This is a genomic window from Mucilaginibacter sp. R-33, from assembly GCF_049949235.1.
In the GTDB taxonomy this organism is placed as follows: Bacteria; Bacteroidota; Bacteroidia; order Sphingobacteriales; family Sphingobacteriaceae; genus Mucilaginibacter.
Genome location: NZ_CP188089.1, coordinates 5,092,903 through 5,110,906, shown reverse-complemented (window position 1 = coordinate 5,110,906; position 18,004 = coordinate 5,092,903). Strand labels below are relative to the sequence as shown.

Annotated in this window: 12 protein-coding genes; 7 read left to right on the top strand and 5 right to left on the bottom strand. The window is 43.5% G+C overall.

Annotated features, from left to right (window positions below; all coding sequences use genetic code 11):
* Positions 1–166: 166 nt before the first annotated feature.
* The 3 genes from ACP26M_RS20980 to ACP26M_RS20970 all read left to right on the top strand — a co-directional run bounded on the left by ACP26M_RS20980 (position 167) and on the right by ACP26M_RS20970 (position 5,969).
* Positions 167–3,160, top strand: a complete 2,994-nt coding sequence (locus ACP26M_RS20980) for a SusC/RagA family TonB-linked outer membrane protein (protein ID WP_426582978.1) — start codon at positions 167–169, stop codon at positions 3,158–3,160.
* Between the two features lie 21 nt (positions 3,161–3,181).
* Positions 3,182–4,798: a RagB/SusD family nutrient uptake outer membrane protein gene (locus ACP26M_RS20975; RefSeq protein ID WP_426582976.1), complete on the top strand. Its 1,617-nt coding sequence runs from the start codon at positions 3,182–3,184 to the stop codon at positions 4,796–4,798.
* A gap of 76 nt (positions 4,799–4,874) precedes the next feature.
* On the top strand, positions 4,875–5,969 hold the full coding sequence (locus tag ACP26M_RS20970; protein WP_426582974.1) for a phosphatidylinositol-specific phospholipase C1-like protein: 1,095 nt from the start codon (positions 4,875–4,877) through the stop codon (positions 5,967–5,969).
* 74 nt (positions 5,970–6,043) lie between these two features.
* On the opposite strand, the gene ACP26M_RS20965 is transcribed toward ACP26M_RS20970, so the two are convergent.
* Both ACP26M_RS20965 and ACP26M_RS20960 read right to left on the bottom strand, forming a co-directional pair.
* A complete protein-coding gene (locus ACP26M_RS20965; protein ID WP_426582972.1) occupies positions 6,044–6,325 on the bottom strand; it encodes a DUF4242 domain-containing protein in 282 nt (93 codons plus the stop codon).
* 253 nt (positions 6,326–6,578) lie between these two features.
* Positions 6,579–8,435, bottom strand: coding sequence for a chloride channel protein (locus ACP26M_RS20960; RefSeq protein WP_426582970.1), 1,857 nt, complete (start codon positions 8,433–8,435; stop codon positions 6,579–6,581).
* 168 nt (positions 8,436–8,603) lie between these two features.
* Here ACP26M_RS20960 and ACP26M_RS20955 point away from each other — a divergent pair, with 168 nt between their 5' ends.
* Positions 8,604–8,837 carry a hypothetical protein gene (locus tag ACP26M_RS20955; RefSeq protein ID WP_090533632.1) on the top strand — a complete coding sequence of 78 codons (234 nt, stop codon included), beginning with the start codon at positions 8,604–8,606 and terminating at the stop codon, positions 8,835–8,837.
* Between the two features lie 49 nt (positions 8,838–8,886).
* Positions 8,887–9,588: a Crp/Fnr family transcriptional regulator gene (locus ACP26M_RS20950; protein WP_426582967.1), complete on the top strand. Its 702-nt coding sequence runs from the start codon at positions 8,887–8,889 to the stop codon at positions 9,586–9,588.
* Positions 9,589–9,612: 24 nt separating this feature from the next.
* On the opposite strand, the gene ACP26M_RS20945 is transcribed toward ACP26M_RS20950, so the two are convergent.
* Together ACP26M_RS20945 and ACP26M_RS20940 are read right to left on the bottom strand one after the other, a co-directional pair.
* Positions 9,613–12,288: a carboxypeptidase regulatory-like domain-containing protein gene (locus tag ACP26M_RS20945; protein ID WP_426582965.1), complete on the bottom strand. Its 2,676-nt coding sequence runs from the start codon at positions 12,286–12,288 to the stop codon at positions 9,613–9,615.
* Positions 12,285–13,211, bottom strand: coding sequence for a GLPGLI family protein (locus tag ACP26M_RS20940; protein WP_426582963.1), 927 nt, complete (start codon positions 13,209–13,211; stop codon positions 12,285–12,287). Before ACP26M_RS20940 ends, ACP26M_RS20945 begins: the two co-directional genes overlap by 4 nt.
* A gap of 232 nt (positions 13,212–13,443) precedes the next feature.
* Here ACP26M_RS20940 and ACP26M_RS20935 point away from each other — a divergent pair, with 232 nt between their 5' ends.
* Complete coding sequence (locus ACP26M_RS20935) at positions 13,444–14,592, top strand: sensor histidine kinase (protein ID WP_426582961.1); 1,149 nt, start codon at positions 13,444–13,446, stop codon at positions 14,590–14,592.
* A complete protein-coding gene (locus ACP26M_RS20930) occupies positions 14,589–15,281 on the top strand; it encodes a LytR/AlgR family response regulator transcription factor (protein WP_426582959.1) in 693 nt (230 codons plus the stop codon). The genes ACP26M_RS20935 and ACP26M_RS20930 overlap by 4 nt, the downstream gene beginning before the upstream one ends.
* A gap of 147 nt (positions 15,282–15,428) precedes the next feature.
* On the opposite strand, the gene ACP26M_RS20925 is transcribed toward ACP26M_RS20930, so the two are convergent.
* Positions 15,429–17,879 carry an FtsX-like permease family protein gene (locus tag ACP26M_RS20925; RefSeq protein ID WP_426582957.1) on the bottom strand — a complete coding sequence of 817 codons (2,451 nt, stop codon included), beginning with the start codon at positions 17,877–17,879 and terminating at the stop codon, positions 15,429–15,431.
* Between the last annotated feature and the right edge of the window lie 125 nt (positions 17,880–18,004).

Here is an 18,004-nt window from a genome sequence, read left to right as displayed (position 1 = left end):
AAAAGTAACACGGATAAGAAAATCAATATCAAATTTAATTAATAAATAAGTTAACCCTATATTTATTTCCTGATAATAAAACAAACGTTGCTTTGCACCAATTATGGCCCTCCTATTCTCAACTTGGGCAACTATTAAAACAGGGGTTTATCTTTAATTAAAAACTATGGAAAAAAACTACAGATCTATTCTTAGATTATGGCACGGATCGGGTAAAACGATTTGTCTTTTTATGCTGATGCTTATGGCCTCGTCAGCGGTTTTTGCACAACAACGTACCATCAGGGGTACCGTTACCGACGAAAGTAACCTGCCGTTACCAGGGGTGGTAGTAACGGTTAAAAGCACAGGTAAAGCTACTTCAACTTCGGCTAACGGTATTTACCAGGTAGTGGTAAGCGGGGCCGATGACGTCATTAAATTTACCTTTTTAGGTTCCTTGCCGAAAGAGGTTACCATCGGCGACAAAAAAGTTGTTAACGTTACCATGGTTACCGATACCAAACAACTTAAAGATGTTGTAGTTATCGGTTACGGTACCGCAAGCCGTAAGGATGTAACAGGCGCTATCACCTCGGTTAAGGCCGAAGATTTTAATGCCGGTGTATTAACTACTCCTGCCGAGTTGTTACAAGGTAAAGTAGCCGGTTTGAACATTACCAAAAGCGGTGACCCTAACAAACAGCCGGCCACTATTTTAAGGGGCCCTTCAACCTTACGTGAAGGAGCTGCACAACAGCCGTTTTACGTAATTGACGGTGTGCCGGGTGCGTCCATAGACCTTTTGGCTCCTGCCGATATCGAAAGTATCGACGTATTGAAAGACGCGTCATCGACCGCGATCTATGGTTCGCGCGCGGCCAACGGTGTAATCATTGTTACTACCCGCAGGGCTAAAGCTGGCCAAACACGGTTAACGTATAGCGCTTATGGAGCTGTTGAGAACGTGTCAAAAAACATTGACGTACTTACCGGCGATGAACTGCGCAAATATTTAACCGACAATGGCGTACCAAAACTAAGTACTGCCGATGACGACGGTTCAAACACCAACTGGCAAAAACTGGCCGAAAGAACCGGCTACTCGCAAAATCATAACCTTTCATATGGGGGCGCAGGTACCAACTCAGAGTATGGCGCGAGTGTAAACTATATGAAAAACAATGGTATATTGAAAAACACCAGCCTTGAGCGTACCATTTACAAAGGCTATATCAACCAACGCTTTTTTAATGACCGTTTAAAATTAGGGATCACCCTAACCAACAGTGTTACCAAAAACAACGATATTTTCCAAAGCCAGGTATTATCCGGTATCTTATTCTACCTGCCAACGGTTAGCCCTTTTAACCCCGACGGCACTTATAAAGAAAACTATACCCGTACAGGTAGCGGGCCTTTAAATCCGTTATCGTTAATTAATAACAACTTTACCAAAACAGAGAATAACAAAACATTGATCAATGGCTTCGCTTCTGTTGACATTTTGAAAGGCTTGAAGTTTACAATATCCGGATCAACGCAAAAAGAACAAAATAACGTTAACACTTATTCTACCAGCCAATCGGGTATATATGTTAATGCCGGTGGTGTAGCGGTACGCAGCGCTTACACCAATACAAGCAACGTTGTTGAAGCTTATTTTAATTATGATCGTGTTTTTGGTAAGCACTCGCTGAAATTATTAGGTGGTTACTCTTATCAGCAGGATCGTAACAATGATGGTTTTGGTGTACAAACACAAGGTTTTTCAAACGATGCGTTAACTTATAATTACCTGGCGCTGTCAAACCCTACCCAACTCTCACAAATTGTGTTCAACCCTAACTATATTTCTACGTTAAGATTCGTTTCATTTTACGCACGTGGTCAGTACGAGTTTTCGGATAAATACCTGTTACAGGCTTCACTCAGGGAAGACGGTTCATCGGCATTTGGTATTAACCAGCGCCATGGTTACTTCCCGGCTGCTTCAGCAGGATGGAAGATTATTAACGAAGATTTCATGAAATCAATTCCCGTTATCAGCGATTTGAAATTAAGGGCTGGCTACGGCGTATCTGGTAACAGCTTAGGTTTTGATGCCTTTACTGCAAGATTAATTTATGGTGTACCTCCGGGCGGCGGCAAATTCCTGAACAATGGTAATATTGTTAACTCTATTGGTCCGGTACGTAATGATAATCCCGACCTGAAATGGGAAAGTACGGCTACCACCAACATCGGTTTGGACTTTGGGTTGTTCAATAACCGTTTAACCGGTTCGGTAGATTACTATATCAAGAAAACATCCGACCTGATCTACACTTACCCGGTATCAACCACATTGTATTTTTATCCGTTTTACACTGCTAACGTAGGTAAAATTAAAAACAGCGGTATTGAGGTTGTATTAAACGCAGTACCTGTAAAATCACAGGCCTTTACCTGGCGCACTTCGTTCAACGTTTCGCATAACAAAAACGTTGTACAAAGTTTATCAAACAGCCAGTTCGGTCTTAACTTTATTCAAACTGCCCAGTTAGGCGGTAAGGGCCAGTCGGGCAACTACAGTCAAATCATTCAGCCTGGTTATGCTATCGGCACTTTTGACTTATGGCATTATTTAGGTAAAAACGCTAACGGCGTAAGTACCTATCAAAAAGCCGACGGATCAACAACTGCTACCCAACCGCTTACTACCGATCAGTTTATTAAATATGACGCGCAGCCGAAATTGGTTTATGGCTGGAGCAATAGTTTCTTCTATAAAGGCTTCGACTTAAACTTCCTGGTACGTGGTGTTTATGGCAACAAGATACTGAACGCAACCCTTGCAGCTTTAAATAATCCAGCCGACTCGAAACTGCAGAATATACCGAGATTTACCTTAGGCGAATCGTTCAAAGACATCAACGCATACCTGATCTCTGATCGTTTCCTTGAAAGCGGCTCATACCTTCGTTTGGATAACGCTACTTTGGGTTATACCATTAAACCGCACATTCAGGCTATTAAGAGCTTACGTTTTTATGCATCGGGCAACAATATTTTTATCATTACCAAATACCGTGGTGTTGATCCCGAAGTTAACATAGGCGGTTTAACCCCAGGCATCGATAACCGCGATTTTTATCCTAAAACACGCACTTTTAGCTTAGGTATAACTGCACAATTCTAAAAAAAACTCAGAAAGACAAAGATGAAAAAGATATTTTTTATATGTGCCGCAATTGCTGTGATCATGAGCACATATTCGTGTACAAAATTAGATGTACCTGTTGAATCACAATACGTAAAATCAAACTTCCCGGTTACAGACGCAGATTATACTGCATTGCTCGGTACTATTTATTCAAACCTTTCATCGAGCTATGCAGTGCCTTACTGGCGTATGCAGGACCTATCGACTGATGAAGCCATCCTACCTGCCCGCGACGGCAACTTTGACGATGGCGGCCAGTATCGCCAGCTACACTACCATACCTGGACCTTTGACCATCCTAACGTCATAGGCGTATGGCAATGGGGCTTTGGTGGTATCAATACCTGTAACCGTATTATTAGTGTTATTAATGCATCATCAGCGACAGCGACAAAAAAAGCATCGTCTATTGCCGAGGTTAAAGCAATGCGGGCCCTATACCTTTACTTCATGATGGATTTGTATGGTAATGTACCTATCATTACCGATTTCCCGGTAACTTCCCAACCGGCCAATCAGCCCCGGGCTAAAGTGTATGAGTTTATTGAAAGCGAACTTAAAAGCGTTTTACCATTGTTGCCTGCTAAAACCAGCAATGCAGCAACAAACGTATCACAATACGGCCGCCCAACAAAGGGTATGGTGTTTGCCCTGCTTGCAAAAATGTACCTGAACTCTGGCGTATATACAGGCACCAACCGTTACCAGGAAACCGTTACCATGTGTGATAGCGTACAGGCTAACACCAATTATTTCCTGGATGCTAAATACAGGGATATATTTTTGCCAACAAACGGCCCTGCAATTAATGAAACCATCTTCGCGGTCCCTTACGATCAGCAGATCCCGGGCAACCAGTTTACCCGTTTCGGCTTTTTTTATTACCTGGCCCAGGCATACGGTTTTAACGTAGGCTTAAGTATAGCCATGAGCACCACCCCCGAGTTTTATAACCGCTTTAATATTCCCGGCGATGACCGTAGCAAAACATGGCTGGCCGGTCCGCAATATTATCCTGATGGCAATGGCGGCTTCACCAATCAACCGGTTTATTACCCGGCCCCGAACGCAACCAAGCAAATTAACATTATCCCAACACTAACCCTTACCGGTTTAAAACCAATGGATTTGGGTAATGATGTGACAACTTCGCAATCGGAAGGGGTACGTTCAATTAAATACTATCCTGACGTTAACATCATCCAGGCTACCCGTTTAAACAGTAACGATGTACCGGTATTCCGTTTGGCCGATATTTACCTGATGAAAGCTGAAGCTATATTACGTGGTGCTGCCCCTACTACCATAAACGGTGACGCACAAACTCCGCTTACTTTGGTAAACAAACTACGCAGCCGTGCCCACGCGGAGCTTGCTACATCAATTGACCTGGATGGTTTGCTGGATGAGCGCGCACGTGAGCTTTCATGGGAAGCATGGCGCCGTAATGACCTGATCCGTTATGGCTTATTCGAGAAAGAATATCCACTACCGGTTATGGGCGGCAAAACGGACGACCTGAAAATGAACACCGATCCAACCCGCAGGTTATATCCGATTCCATCAACCGAATTAAAAACAAATCCTAACCTGAAACAAAACCCGGGTTATTAATAATACCCTTTTTACAAGGCGCAAAGAATTATCCTTTGCGCTTTGTGTTTATTAAACAATAAAAACCAATTAAACAATGAAACATATAGGCGGATTACTTGCCGGTATTGTTCTTATTGCAGCTGCAATTAAGAGTGATCCCGACAATCAAACCATCAACCATTTTCAAGTAATAGGATCGCACAACAGCTATAAACAGGCAATTGATCCTAAACTATTCCGTTTTTTGCAAAAGCGAGATTCGGTTGGTATGAGCAAGATCGATTATGAACATATCAGCCTTACCGATCAGCTCAATTTAGGCCTAAACGCGTTGGAAATAGATGTATATGCCGATACCAAGGGCGGTAAGTACGCGCATCCCAAAGGGTTGGACTGGGTGCCGGGACAGCCGGCGTTTGATACCCGGGGCGTAATGAAAGAACCTGGTTTTAAGGTTTTTCATATTGAAGATATCGACTACCGCAGCAACTGTGCAACTTTTAAGCTTTGCCTGCGGGAGCTAAAAAAATGGAGTGATGAACATCCTGATCATAATCCCATTTACATTACCATGAATGCTAAAGACGAGCCGTCGAAAAAACCGGGCTTTACTGTTCCTGAAAAATTTACAGCAAAAACTTTTGCCGACCTGGACAAGGCGATACTGGATAATTTGGGTAAACAATACCTGATAACGCCTGATGATGTGCGCGGCACATACAAAACCCTTGAAGCTGCTGTGTTGCACAACAACTGGCCAACGCTTAAAGCGGCCAAAGGGAAGTTCATTTTTATTCTTGATGAAAAAGGCGAAAAAAGAGCTGCCTATATCGCCGGTCACCCATCGTTAAAAGGCCGTGTATTGTTTGCCGATGCATTGCCGGGCACACCTGAAGCCGCCATTCACATTATGAATGATGCTAAAAAGGACCTGGCAGCTATTCAAAAGCTGGTTAAAAAAGGTTACATTATCCGTACCCGTGCCGACTCGGATACAGAAGAAGCCCGCGCAAATGATATGAGCTCGTTTATAGCAGCCCAAAAATCAGGTGCTCAAATCATCAGTACCGATTATTATAAAAAAAGTACCCATTTTAAATCTGATTATGTGATCAGTTTTACAGGCGGCAATTATTTTAAACCCGATCCGCTGTTTAAAACCAACGCTTCTGTTTCGGTGGGTAACTAAAACGCATCACTGTAAAATAATAGAGGCCTGTATTAAAACTACGGGCCTCTTTTTGTTACCAGCCGGCATTGATATTAAACTGTGGCGGTGCTTGTTGTTGGGTCAATGATGGCCTTAACTTCGGCAATACTGGTTACCGGAAAGCCCCCTTTCATGGCATGTTCACGAACAACATCTTCACTTTCGGCAATGTGGATGCAATAGATCTTATCAGCAGTAACAAACGACTGAATCCAATGATAGGGCTTACCCAATTCATTCACAACCGAACACGATGCCTGTGAAATAGCTTGTAATTCTTCGGGCGACAGATTACCGGCGCCGGGCAGTTCTCTTTCAATTACAAATTTTTTCATAAAATATGATTTAATAGTTAAATATTACTTTCAACAGCAACGTTAAATCAAATAGGTGTAATTGGCAGAAATGGAGGATAAAATGCTGCTAAACAAGCGGCAATATTTTAAAAATCAAAGCTATAGAATAAATAAGCAATAACCCAGTTTCGGCGTATTTAATTTTTTACGAGACAGGAATGTTCAGAAAAAGAAACCCCGACTGATCTTACATCACGCGGGGTTCCTTTTTAAATTCAGATGCCTTTCATTTTTAAGATTTAGCCCTGCTGCGGCCACGGGCGGCAATTTTAAGTCTACGCCGTTTAAGGGAGATCTGTGTGTTTTGCTTCCGGTTTTCGGCAACATACTGATAGTAGGTGTTTAAGATCTCTTTATAGGAGATTTGCCCGGCTATAGTATTTCCGGCGGCAATAACGGGAAGCACCTCTACCGATTCTTCAGCCATTATCTCCACAACACGTTTCAGTGGATCATTGCTCCTCACGGCCTGTTTACTTGCCTTGGTTATATTACTTATGATGAGTTCGGCAGAAATACTATGGTTATAAATGTCGGTCAGGCTAACCATGCCTGCATAGCTGCCATCACTATTAGTCACTATAAAAAAACTTTGGGTAATATTATTTCCGGTAAGCCGGGCCCTTGTTTCGGCTATGGTACTATTGCTTTTTAAGGTTTCACCAACTTCATTGTTAACGTCGGCAACAGTTAATACCTGTAACAAATCGGGTTCGTATGAATCAGGGGTGTATACCCCCCGGCGGGCAATTTTTTCGGTCATGATGGTATTTTCCATCAGGAAGAATGAAACCAGGTACGATGCTGTACAGGCACCAAGCAACGGTAGTAATGCATGCGATTGCATAGTAGCCTCCAGCGCGAAGGTTATACTGGTTAAATAAGCCCTTGAAGCGCCTGCAAACATAGCGGCCATGCCAATAAGTGCGGCTATTGGAATACTTAAGCCCGCATCAGGAAATACCAGGTGCACCAATGCGCCAAAAGCCGCACCAGCCGCGCCGCCAATGGTTAACAAGGGAGCCAGCGTGCCGCCCGAAGTGCCGCTGCCCAGGGCTATAGCCCATGAAAGAAATTTGAATAAACACAAACGCACAATTAGCATCAATGATAATGTGCCCGAAAGAATAGTGATAATATTATCATATCCTACACCAAGGGTGTGCGGCGCAAAATAACCTATCAGGCCTACCGCCAGGCCACCAATTGCAGGCCACCACATCCAGTGGATAGGCAGTTTTTCAAAGCTATCTTCAATAAAATAAACTATTTTGGTAAGCCCCAGTGATATAAAGCCAATGACCAGGCCAATGATGCTGTAAATAGCCAGGGCGGTATTTGAAGGTGTATCTACATCAGGCATCGGGAATACAGGCCCGGCTTCAAATAACAGATGGTGTCCGGCTGCTCCGGTGATACAAGCTAATGCCATCGGTAATATGGCCCGGGGCGAAAACTCAAACAACAACAGCTCAATAGCTAAAAACACCGCTGCTATGGGCGTGCCAAATATGGCCGACATACCCGCTGTTGCTCCTGCTGCCAAAATAATTTTACGCTCGTTGGGCGATATTTTGAATAACTGGCCAAAGGTTGAACCAAGTGCCCCGCCGGTTGCAATAATAGGTCCCTCGGCGCCAAATGGCCCGCCGGTACCTATGGCTATGGCCGATGATACGGGTTTCAGAAAAGTTATAATCGGTTTTATTTTGCTTTTATTTACCAGGATCTGCTCCATTGCTTCTGGTATGCCATGCCCCCTGATCGCCTTGGAGCCATACAGGGCCATAATGCCTACTATAATGCCGCCTATAGCCGGTATAACAATTACCCATAAACCCAAATGGTTATTGGCCGGGCTGTGAAAGCCGGCATCCAGCGTTCCGTAAAATGAGATATTGGTAACGATATTAATAAGATAGATAAGGCCTTTGGCTATTACGCTGATAAGGCCGGCAATAAGAATACAAAGTGCCGATATAAAGATCAGCCTTGTTTTCATTTGCCTGGTGCCTTTTAAGCCGGATTTAAAATTGTAAAGATCATTTAATGAGGGTGAAACCGGGATGGCGTTCTGTTTTGTTTCCATGTTTTGATTAGTCCCGCTCCGTTTTTAGGGGACTGTGCTATTTTTCTTGCAAAGGTAATACTTAAAGCAAGTATAAATAAATTTATTTTCAATTTTATATTGCACATGCAATATTTTTATTCAACATTTGCTTGGTTTTTAATAAAAATCATTGCACAAACAATAATTATGAAAATTACCAGCATTATTCTTTCTGTTTTAGGTGCCGCAAGCATCATTGCCGGATTGTTGCTATTCAGGAACCTGAATACCGTTAATCCTTTCGATTCCCATCCGTGGAGCATTAACATTAATGGCATCCGCTCATTCCCATGGCCTGTTTTTGGCGGTGCGGTATTGTTAAGTTTGGGAGTTATTTTTAACATGGCTACCTGGGAACAGCCAAAAGGCCGCCGCTTTTAATAAATTAGCATGTTTTTATAACAGCACCGGCTTAAATACACATCAATAAATGGCGAAAAACAAAGATAAATGCGATTTGGGGACTTGCTTTTTATGTACACACTGCCTGCCCGACTGGATCCCGGCAATCAGCGCCGCCAGGAAAAATATCGTTGTAAAAAAGGGGCAGCAGATCTTTAAAGAAGGTGATCCCGTTACCGGCATTTACTTTGTTTATTCGGGAACGGTAAAGGTTCATAAAAAGTGGGATAAGGAAAAAGAGCTCATTCTCCGTTTTGCCTGCGAAGGCGATATTGTTGGGCATCTTGGTTTAGGCAGTACTGAGTTTTACCCGGTTTCGGCCACAGCCATTGAGGCAGGTATAATTTGCTACATCGAAATGCCCTTTTTTGAAAGCACCCTACAGGTTAACAATAACTTTGTTATTAAGCTCATGCGTTTTTTTGCTAACGAATTGCAGGAATCCGAAAAACGGATGCGCAACCTGGCACACATGCCGGTTAAAGGCCGCGTGGCACAGGCTTTCATTTCGCTCAAAAACAAATTCGGACTTAACGAAGATGGTTTTATCAATATTGAACTTACCCGGCAAGATCTGGCCTCATTTACAGGCGCAGCGTATGAATCGCTGTTTCGCACCATAAATGATTTTATCGACGAGGGGATCATCGAAATATCGGGCAAAAGCATCCGCATAAAAAATGAAGCCACATTGCTGAAACTGACGGAAGAGGAGCAGCAGGCCGGATAGGCTGTCTAAAAAACCTGACACCACTCAAATATGAAACATTATTTTGAGCAATATAATCCTTCCCGGCAAGGTGTACGAACTGGCAGTTAATGTATTGGCTGATAAGTAAAGCGTGTTGTAAGTTTTTACGTTCAGAAAATTAGCGGCGCTCAGCTCCAGGTCGGCCTTCCATTTTTCGACCCTGAATTTTGCTGAAACATCTGCAAAAAAGTATTTGAGATCAGGATTGCCTTGCTGGCGGGTGAAGTAATGCTCGCCTGATAATTTGAACTGCAAATTGGTTACCGGGTTATAGTTTACCGACGCTTGCTGAAGCAACTGGTTAATATGATAAGCCGATGCCTCCGCTGCTGAATGACTTTGGATTTGGGTAAATGCAGCTTTATAGCTAAAGTTTACCTGCTCATTCACTTTGGTATCTGCACCGGCATTTATAGTTCTGGAAATGGTATTGAAAGGCAGCAGCGCGTTATTCTGGATGTGCACCGACTTATTACTTTGCCATTGTACCCCTCCGCTGAAAGTGGTTTTTAATGCGAAGGAATATTTGCTGACAGTACCGTTCACCGTCCATGAATCGGTACTGTTGGAGTATGGCAACACTACACGCTGCCGCAGGTTGTTGGTAATTACTTCCGAAGTGATACTATTGGAAGCGATATGGTTATAAACAATGTTCAGGCTGGCGAACAAAAGGGTGAGCGCTTTGCGGTAGTTAAACCCAAGGGCTGCCAACTGGTTCTGCCGTTCGGTAAGGCTGGCATTATTGGCATAAAGGGTCCGGTAATCCTTCAGGATATAGCCCCGGTACATATCTTCTATGGTACCGGCCTCGTTGCGGTAGCTGTAAAGCAAATTCAGGTAGTTCTCCATCCCGGTTTGATATTTTACTTTTAATTGCGGGTTGAAATATAACCTTGTTAAACACTTGCGCAGCGCATACAGGCTGTCCGAATAATTGATCTGTTGCAGGCTTAACGGCAAGTTGAGGTTCACTTTGAGGATACTGCCTGGCAGATCATAAGCCGCTTCGGCATACAGTTTTTTCCTGGTCCAGTTTAAGTGGTTGATGGAACTGTCTGATTCAAGGTTAACCGTGTTATCTGCCTGTACAACGTTTAGATCGGAGTTTAACTTTTGTGATTGGACACTGAACCCTGTTCTGAAACTTTGGGTGATAAGGTTCGACGGTATTTTGAAAGAAATATAGTTATTGGTATACCACGCGGGCACATTTACATTTTGCACCAACTGTGCATAAGGTACATTATTGTTGAATATTGGATTGTTATAGTCCGGCCCAATTGTCCTGCTCTCGGGCTCAGTCGAATGACTGATATAGGAGTAAGCCTGGATAATATTGTTGGATCTTAAGGATTTGATCAGGTTAAATTCATTAGAAAAATTCAGCGCGTTATCTTTAAATACCTGGTTTACCATGCTGCCGTTTGTATTCAGGTCTGAGTAATTGGTGGACCGGTTGTTATCCATCAGCAACACATCGTTCAGGTAATATTTATCCTGGTTAATGTTCAGCGTAAACTGGGTATGCAATATGTCGGGGCGGAAGCGGTTACGTTGCGTTTCATTATAGCGTACCGTATCGCCGGGTAAAAAGATGGTGGTGTGCTGGCTGTAGTCCTGCCGCCGGGTATCGCGCAAATAGTAAGCATTGATCTTCATCTGCACATTCTTTTTAAAATTGACCAGGTTATTGAGATTGAGAATTCCCGAGCGATTGAACAGATATCGGTTACGCGACAAAGCCGGGTCATTCACCGAACCAAGCGATAACATGGTGGCCGGCACATCGTTATCGATCCGCTGCATATAATCGGCAAAATTGTGCGATACCAGGTCCTGCTGCAGGTCGTTACCTGTGTTATTGCCTTTAAGGTAATTAATGGCCTTGTACTTATCCTTAAACATCATGGCGTTCAAATCCACATCATAATTGCCAGGAAGGCCAGCGCCGATGCTCTCCTGCCCAACCATCTGTAATTTAGCGCCTTTTTTGAAGCTGAGGTTGAGCGCCACATCATCGCTCGTTACTTTATTTTGGAGCACTTTAACGGGCTGGTGGTTCTGGATCACCTGCACCTGATCTACCGCACCTTGGGGAATGGTAGTGGTAGCGATATTATATTTATCGTCCAGCAGGTTATCACCACCGATGTACAGGTTGGAGATCGGCTTATTGTTATAGCTGATCCTGCCGTCAGCGGCAACCGTTATACCCGGCAGTTTTTTAATCACATCGCCAATAACCCTGTCCTGTACGCTGCTGAAATCAGATACTTTATAACTTAGGGTATCGCCGTTAGTCCGCAGCACCGGCCGGCTGCTTTTAATCACTACGGCCTGTAACTGGTTGATGGAAACAGATAAAGTAAAATCAACAGGCGCCTGCAAATCCGTAATGCCCCTGCTCTGATTTTTATAGCCTATACAACGCACCTCGACCAGCAGGCCGCTCACCGGTGTATTGGCCGGGAGCGGCAAAATGTAGGTGCCTTTGGTATCGGTAATGGTATAGTTTATAATGTTATTAGTGGCCGTGTTTTTGAGGTTAATAGTGGCATAAGGCACCGGTTTCCCGGTGCTGTCTTTTACTGTCCCCTTAATACTTTGACCAAAGCCGGGAGCCGAAAATAGTAACCCTATAACCAGCAACCATACTGATTTTATAATCCGGCTCATTTCTTTTCAGGCAATTCTATCGGGTTGTTGATCACCGGCTGCGGACCGATCCTGATATCGATTTTTGGGGCCGGCCGGCCCTGGCTTGCCGCCTGTGCAGCTGCCATTGACTGAGCAAAGGCATTCGGGTCTTTTCGCATGGCCTCCTGCAATTTGGAAAACTCCTTTTCGGTAGTTTTAATGGCATTGGTGGGGAGCTGGATGATATTTGGATCGCCAACCTGGTCGTCCATGCCTATCATCACGGCCATCCGTCCCTGGTTATCAGGAGCCGGGCTGGCCGGCTGATCACTTTTTTGCGGAGAGATGACCGCTTTTTCAATCCCGTCAAACTTAAAATAAACTTCTTTTTTGGTATCATAAGCTTCCACAATCACTCCCGGCAGTCCATTGAGTTTCCAGGGGCCTATATGCAGCGGCAGATCAGGACTGAACCAGGCCGTATAATCCCTTCCCTTGAAATGACCTGTTGCTTTCTGGCAATGCAAGCCGCCAAACGTTGCTGTATCTCCGCTTATTTTCCATTCGATGGCGGGCAGGGCATCTGTTATGAGATAGCTATTGAACAGGAGCGGTTCTTTCCTTGCCAGTTTTTTTTCGTTCGGGAGCTGGTAATAATCCGTACCCGAGCCCGATGATCTCCGCTGGATATTTACATGTCCGTCGGGTGAGTTGGCTACCTGTTCCTGTACCTGCTTTTTAAATAGCGCATCCTGCAACTGCTTGTCATAACTTTTATAAACCCCGGCATTTTTACCTACAATCAAAACCATGTTCTCGGTGTAGGGGTGTTCTCGGTTGGTGGTATCCCTGATGTGGGAAAACTTGTAGTGTACCAGCACTTGTGCGGTATCCGGTTTTTGTGCCCGGGCCATAATGGTGCATGATAAAAGGGCTGTGCACAATAAAAATCGCTTTTTCATAATTTGGATATTTTTAAGCAATAGTACTTTGCCCTTTAAATCCACCAAAAACTTTGGTATGAACAGCGTCTTCATTTCGGCGTAAAATGGATATTTGTTATTTGAGCTTCTGCCGAAAACAAATTGCCGGTGGCCCTAAACCCGGATTTCAAAAATTGCCCGTTTAGCCGGCAAATCGTTATATTAACATCAATAATTTATGAATAAGCCGGGCTTAATATACTTTTGAAGAATGCACCGTATCAAGGTCAAACATATCATCGAGATACTGATCCACCTGGCGTTCTGGGTAGGGGTGTACTATACCCTGAATTCGCTAACCAGCTCAACGGTCAAGATCCGGGTAAACCACAACGGAAAGATCATGGAAAGAAGTGAGGTAGACACCATTTTTCCGTATTCCCGCTTTACACTCGCGTTTCTGGCCCTGCTGTTTTACGGCAATATATTTTGGATCTTTAATAAGGCGCTTCGGTATAAAAGCTTATTTGCGGGCATCGCTATAGCCGCCGGCTGGTTTATATTGGTCTTTTTGGCCAATTATATTTTGGTTGGTTCTAAATTGAGCAATAGCCTGCCCATGGGGCCTCCGCCTCCTGGTTTTGCAGCAGGCAAGGACGGCCTTAATCACCTGATACCAAATCATAACGCGTTTTTTGCAATAGGGAACTGGGTGCACATGCAGCTCACTATGCTGCTTATTTTTTTAACCGCAGCCGGGCTTTCAATAGCCTATTTCTTTTTGAAAGAATGGGCCCGAAATGAACTGGTACGCAATCAGCTGGAGGCTTATCAACTGAGTACCGAGATCAAATTCCTTAAATCGCAGATCAATCCGCATTTCCTGTTTAATACCCTCAATAACCTGTTTTCGATGGCACAGGAAAAGGGGAATGATGAGCTTGCCGACGGCATCTCCAAACTTTCGGGCATGATGCGCTACATGATCTATGACAGCAATGCAGGCGGCGTGCCGCTGAACAAAGAAATAGCATACCTGGAAGACTGCATCACCCTGAATAAGCTGCGTTATGCAGCTGATGAGGTAAAAGTGATATTTGATCACCCTGCGCAGACGGGAGCTGTCGTCGTCGCTCCGATGCTATTTATCCCTTTTGTTGAAAATGCCTTTAAGCACGGCGTTTCTATCGGACAAACCTCCGGGATAGATATCGCCATTGTTCTTTCAGATCATAAGCTGACCTTTACCTGTATCAACACTAAATATAGCGCCATCAAAAAAATGGAAGACGAGAAAAGCGGCATCGGGCTCGGGAATGTAAAGCGACGGCTCGATCTTTTGTATCCTGGCAAACATGACCTGCAGATCAATGAAGACCGGGGGAAATATATTGTTAAACTCGAAATTGACCTGGAATGATAACCTGCATTGCCATTGATGATGAGCCTAAGGCGCTTGAAGTGATAGAGCGCTATTGTCTTAAAACCAGCCTGGTTGATTTGAAAGCCACCTTTCGCGAACCGGTGAAGGCCATCGAATTCCTGAACCGCGAAAAGGTAGACCTTATTTTTCTGGATATTAATATGCCTGATATCAGCGGAATGCAGTTGGTGCAAACCTTGTCGCCCAGGCCAATGATCATTTTTACTACCGCTTATAGTCACTATGCGGTAGAAAGCTACGACCTGAACGCCCTCGATTACCTGTTGAAACCTATCACCTTCGAGCGCTTTCTTGCGGCCATAAATAAAGCCGCAGCGGCACTATCTTCAAAAAATGGGGCAAACAAAGAGGATGAGCCCACCATTTTTATCAAAAGCGGCCCGCAAACTTACCAGGTTAAAGTAGATGAGATCTTGTACCTGGAAAAAGACGGTAATTATATCACCATTCACCTTAAAGACAGAAACATCCTGGTGCGCGAAAACATGGGCGATATTTTTGACCTCGTACCCGCAACGGATTTTTTAAGGGTGCATAAATCGTATGTGGTAGCTATCAAACATATTACCATGATCGAAGTACATCAGCTTATTATTAACGGCGAAAAAATCCCGATAGGCAGCACTTACCGGGATCTTCTGCGCAGCAGGCTGGGGTTAAAATAATGCCCCCCATGTAAAATACGACGGCATTTACTTCAGGAGATATAAGGTTTAATGTTTAGAAATTTCTGACTTTAATGGTTGCTTGACACCACTAAATATAAACTGGTTTTTTGAAAGAATAATAAAGAATGTTTTACAAACGGCATTTTAATCGTTTCTTAAACTTTTTACCGGATTTGAGGAAGCCGCCCTGATTGTTTGAAAAGCTGATGTCAAAAATGCGGCAAACAACATTCCAATTCCACTAAGAACAAATATCCACCAGCTTATTGCCGTGCGGTCCGCATAGCTTTGTAACCATTTATTCATTGCAAACCAGGCAAATGGCATAACCAATACCAAAGATAAAATAATTAATCCGGCTATCTCTGACGACAATAACTTTACTATTTGTGTTACCGACGCGCCAAGTACTTTTCGGATACCAATTTCCCGTGTGCGCCTGTTGGTATTAAAAATGGTTAGCCCGAGTAAGCCCAAACAACTGATTAATATAGAAAGTCCTGTTGCCCAGCCAAGTAATTTCGATGTGCGCTGTTCGCTATCATAAAAACGGGCTACCTCTTCATCAAAAAAATGATAATCAAATTCAATATCTGGATAAACCTCCGTCCAGGCTTTTCTCATTCTGCCGATGGCATTGCTCCAATCATTATTTCCGGTGGTTTGAGGTTTTAGCAAGATATGGAAAAACCGATCATTAAACCGGTAATGCGGGGTTTGTATAGACATGGGCATGATTGGGTCCCGCAGTGATTTCTGATAAAAATCAGCAACTACGCCAACTATCATTCTCTTATTGCCTTCATAATCAAAAGATGCCCCAACAGCATCCGCGGGGTTCTGAAAACCTATCATATGGGTATATTTTTCATTTACCAGTACGGCAGTCAGTGAATCTGCCGGTTGCAGGTTACGGCCGGCTAATAATTTTATACGGTAAACTTTAAGGTAATTCTCGTCGCCGTTTCGTTGTTGCAGGGTTGCTTTAACTTCTTTTTTCCCGTCGTTATAAGTTACTTCCCATACTCCGATCTTTTCATCAGCAGGCGGCTCGCTTCCGATACTCATTAAGTCGATTTGGGGGATCTGACTTATTTTGTCTTTAAATAACTGTTGTTTGTTGGTGTTTATCGTATTAAGAGGAGTACTTATGTTGATGATCCCATCTTTACTGAAGCCCATATCTTTATGCAGCGCATAAAAAACCTGTTTATTAACCAGCAGCGTTATCATGATGAAAAATTGGGCGATTATAAACTGCGTAACTGACAGCGACTTTCGAAGCAACGTTCCGCTGCTCTTGCCTGTATCTTTGTTCGGCAGGTTATGTAATACAGATACCGGCCGGTATCCGGAAAGGATAATTGCGGGGTACAATCCGGCCAGTAGGGTTACTGTTATTAGGAGTGTGAATAAAAACAGCAACAGGTTGCTATCAAAATAATTAACAGATACGCCCGGGGGGATAAAATCTGCAAAGAATTTCAATATCACCGGTGTCAGTACCATGGCTATGCAGATGGCAACAAGTGTGATAACCAAAGTTTCGCTCAAAAACTGTACAATTAGCTGCCATCTGCTACTGCCCATGGTTTTACGGATCCCAATTTCCTTGGCCCGCTGTGCAGCCTGCGCTGTTGAAAGATTAATAAAATTGATGGATCCGAGCAATAACAGAAATCCGGCAACAATGAGTAAACTATATAGCGTAGTCTTGTTTGCCCGCCTCCCTTTTTCAAAATTGGCATATCCCGGGTCGAAATGCAGGTCGCGGAATGATTGTAAATGTTCAGTCTGGCCGTCTCCAGGCCTTAATTCTTTATTGTATTTTTTCAGCAACCCATTGATCCGCTCTTCTATGTCAGCGGCATTCGCATGTTTATCAATCTTAATGAATAATTGCCACACCACACCCGGCCACTCGGTTAAACGGGTCATGTTTTTCAGGTTAGCATTATGCAAACAGGTTGGATAGGATATAAAATCCTTAAAATAAAAATCGGTATTTTGAGCGGGAGTTTGAACTATGCCAGAAACGGTTGTTTTGATGCTGTCATATATGATCGTTTTGCCCAATAATTGGTTGTAAGGAGCATTGGGGAAATATTTCCTGGCCTGAGCAGAGGTAAGTACCACCTGGTATGGCTCTCTAAGCGCTGTAGCTGGCGAACCTGCCAGCCATTTGTAATTAAACAGATTAAAATATTCATCATCAGCCAGCACAATACTGCTTTCACCTCTGAATTTAACCGGATTTGATGTTTCATCGGGGACCTGTACATCAGTGTTTTTCATTTCTAAAAAGCGAGTGGCAGTTTTTATACCAGTTGCTTCTGCTTTTACTACCGCGGGAAGCGGGCCATTTACCATGCCCAATTTGGCTACTACCTTATCCATGTATGAAAAGTCCGTTACGACCCTGTAAATCCTGTCACTATCGTTGTGAAACCTATCGAAACTGAGATCAAAACTTACGATAACATAAATAGCCAGGGCCGCACTGACACCAATAGCCAATCCCACTATATTTACGAAAGTAAAAAAACGGTGCGCCCGGAAATTGCGAAGCGCTGCTTTAAAATAGTTTTTGATCATGGCTGTATTGATATGTGAGGTTGATGTTAAGGTTTAGCGGCTGCGTTCCGCATAGGGTTTAATTAGATTCTTTATGCGATCAATTTAAAGAATTTAATTTGTTAAAAGTAAATAATTCAACATAT

Excerpts from the sequence above, each read along its gene's own strand:
- ACP26M_RS20980 (WP_426582978.1), top strand. The coding sequence starts at position 167 with ATGGAAAAAAACTACAGATCTATTCTTAGATTATGGCACGGATCGGGT.
- ACP26M_RS20975 (WP_426582976.1), top strand. The coding sequence starts at position 3,182 with ATGAAAAAGATATTTTTTATATGTGCCGCAATTGCTGTGATCATGAGC.
- ACP26M_RS20970 (WP_426582974.1), top strand. The coding sequence starts at position 4,875 with ATGAAACATATAGGCGGATTACTTGCCGGTATTGTTCTTATTGCAGCT.
- ACP26M_RS20965 (WP_426582972.1), bottom strand. The coding sequence starts at position 6,325 with ATGAAAAAATTTGTAATTGAAAGAGAACTGCCCGGCGCCGGTAATCTG.
- ACP26M_RS20960 (WP_426582970.1), bottom strand. The coding sequence starts at position 8,435 with ATGGAAACAAAACAGAACGCCATCCCGGTTTCACCCTCATTAAATGAT.
- ACP26M_RS20955 (WP_090533632.1), top strand. The coding sequence starts at position 8,604 with ATGAAAATTACCAGCATTATTCTTTCTGTTTTAGGTGCCGCAAGCATC.
- ACP26M_RS20950 (WP_426582967.1), top strand. The coding sequence starts at position 8,887 with ATGGCGAAAAACAAAGATAAATGCGATTTGGGGACTTGCTTTTTATGT.
- ACP26M_RS20945 (WP_426582965.1), bottom strand. The coding sequence starts at position 12,288 with ATGAGCCGGATTATAAAATCAGTATGGTTGCTGGTTATAGGGTTACTA.
- ACP26M_RS20940 (WP_426582963.1), bottom strand. The coding sequence starts at position 13,211 with ATGAAAAAGCGATTTTTATTGTGCACAGCCCTTTTATCATGCACCATT.
- ACP26M_RS20935 (WP_426582961.1), top strand. The coding sequence starts at position 13,444 with ATGCACCGTATCAAGGTCAAACATATCATCGAGATACTGATCCACCTG.
- ACP26M_RS20930 (WP_426582959.1), top strand. The coding sequence starts at position 14,589 with ATGATAACCTGCATTGCCATTGATGATGAGCCTAAGGCGCTTGAAGTG.
- ACP26M_RS20925 (WP_426582957.1), bottom strand. The coding sequence starts at position 17,879 with ATGATCAAAAACTATTTTAAAGCAGCGCTTCGCAATTTCCGGGCGCAC.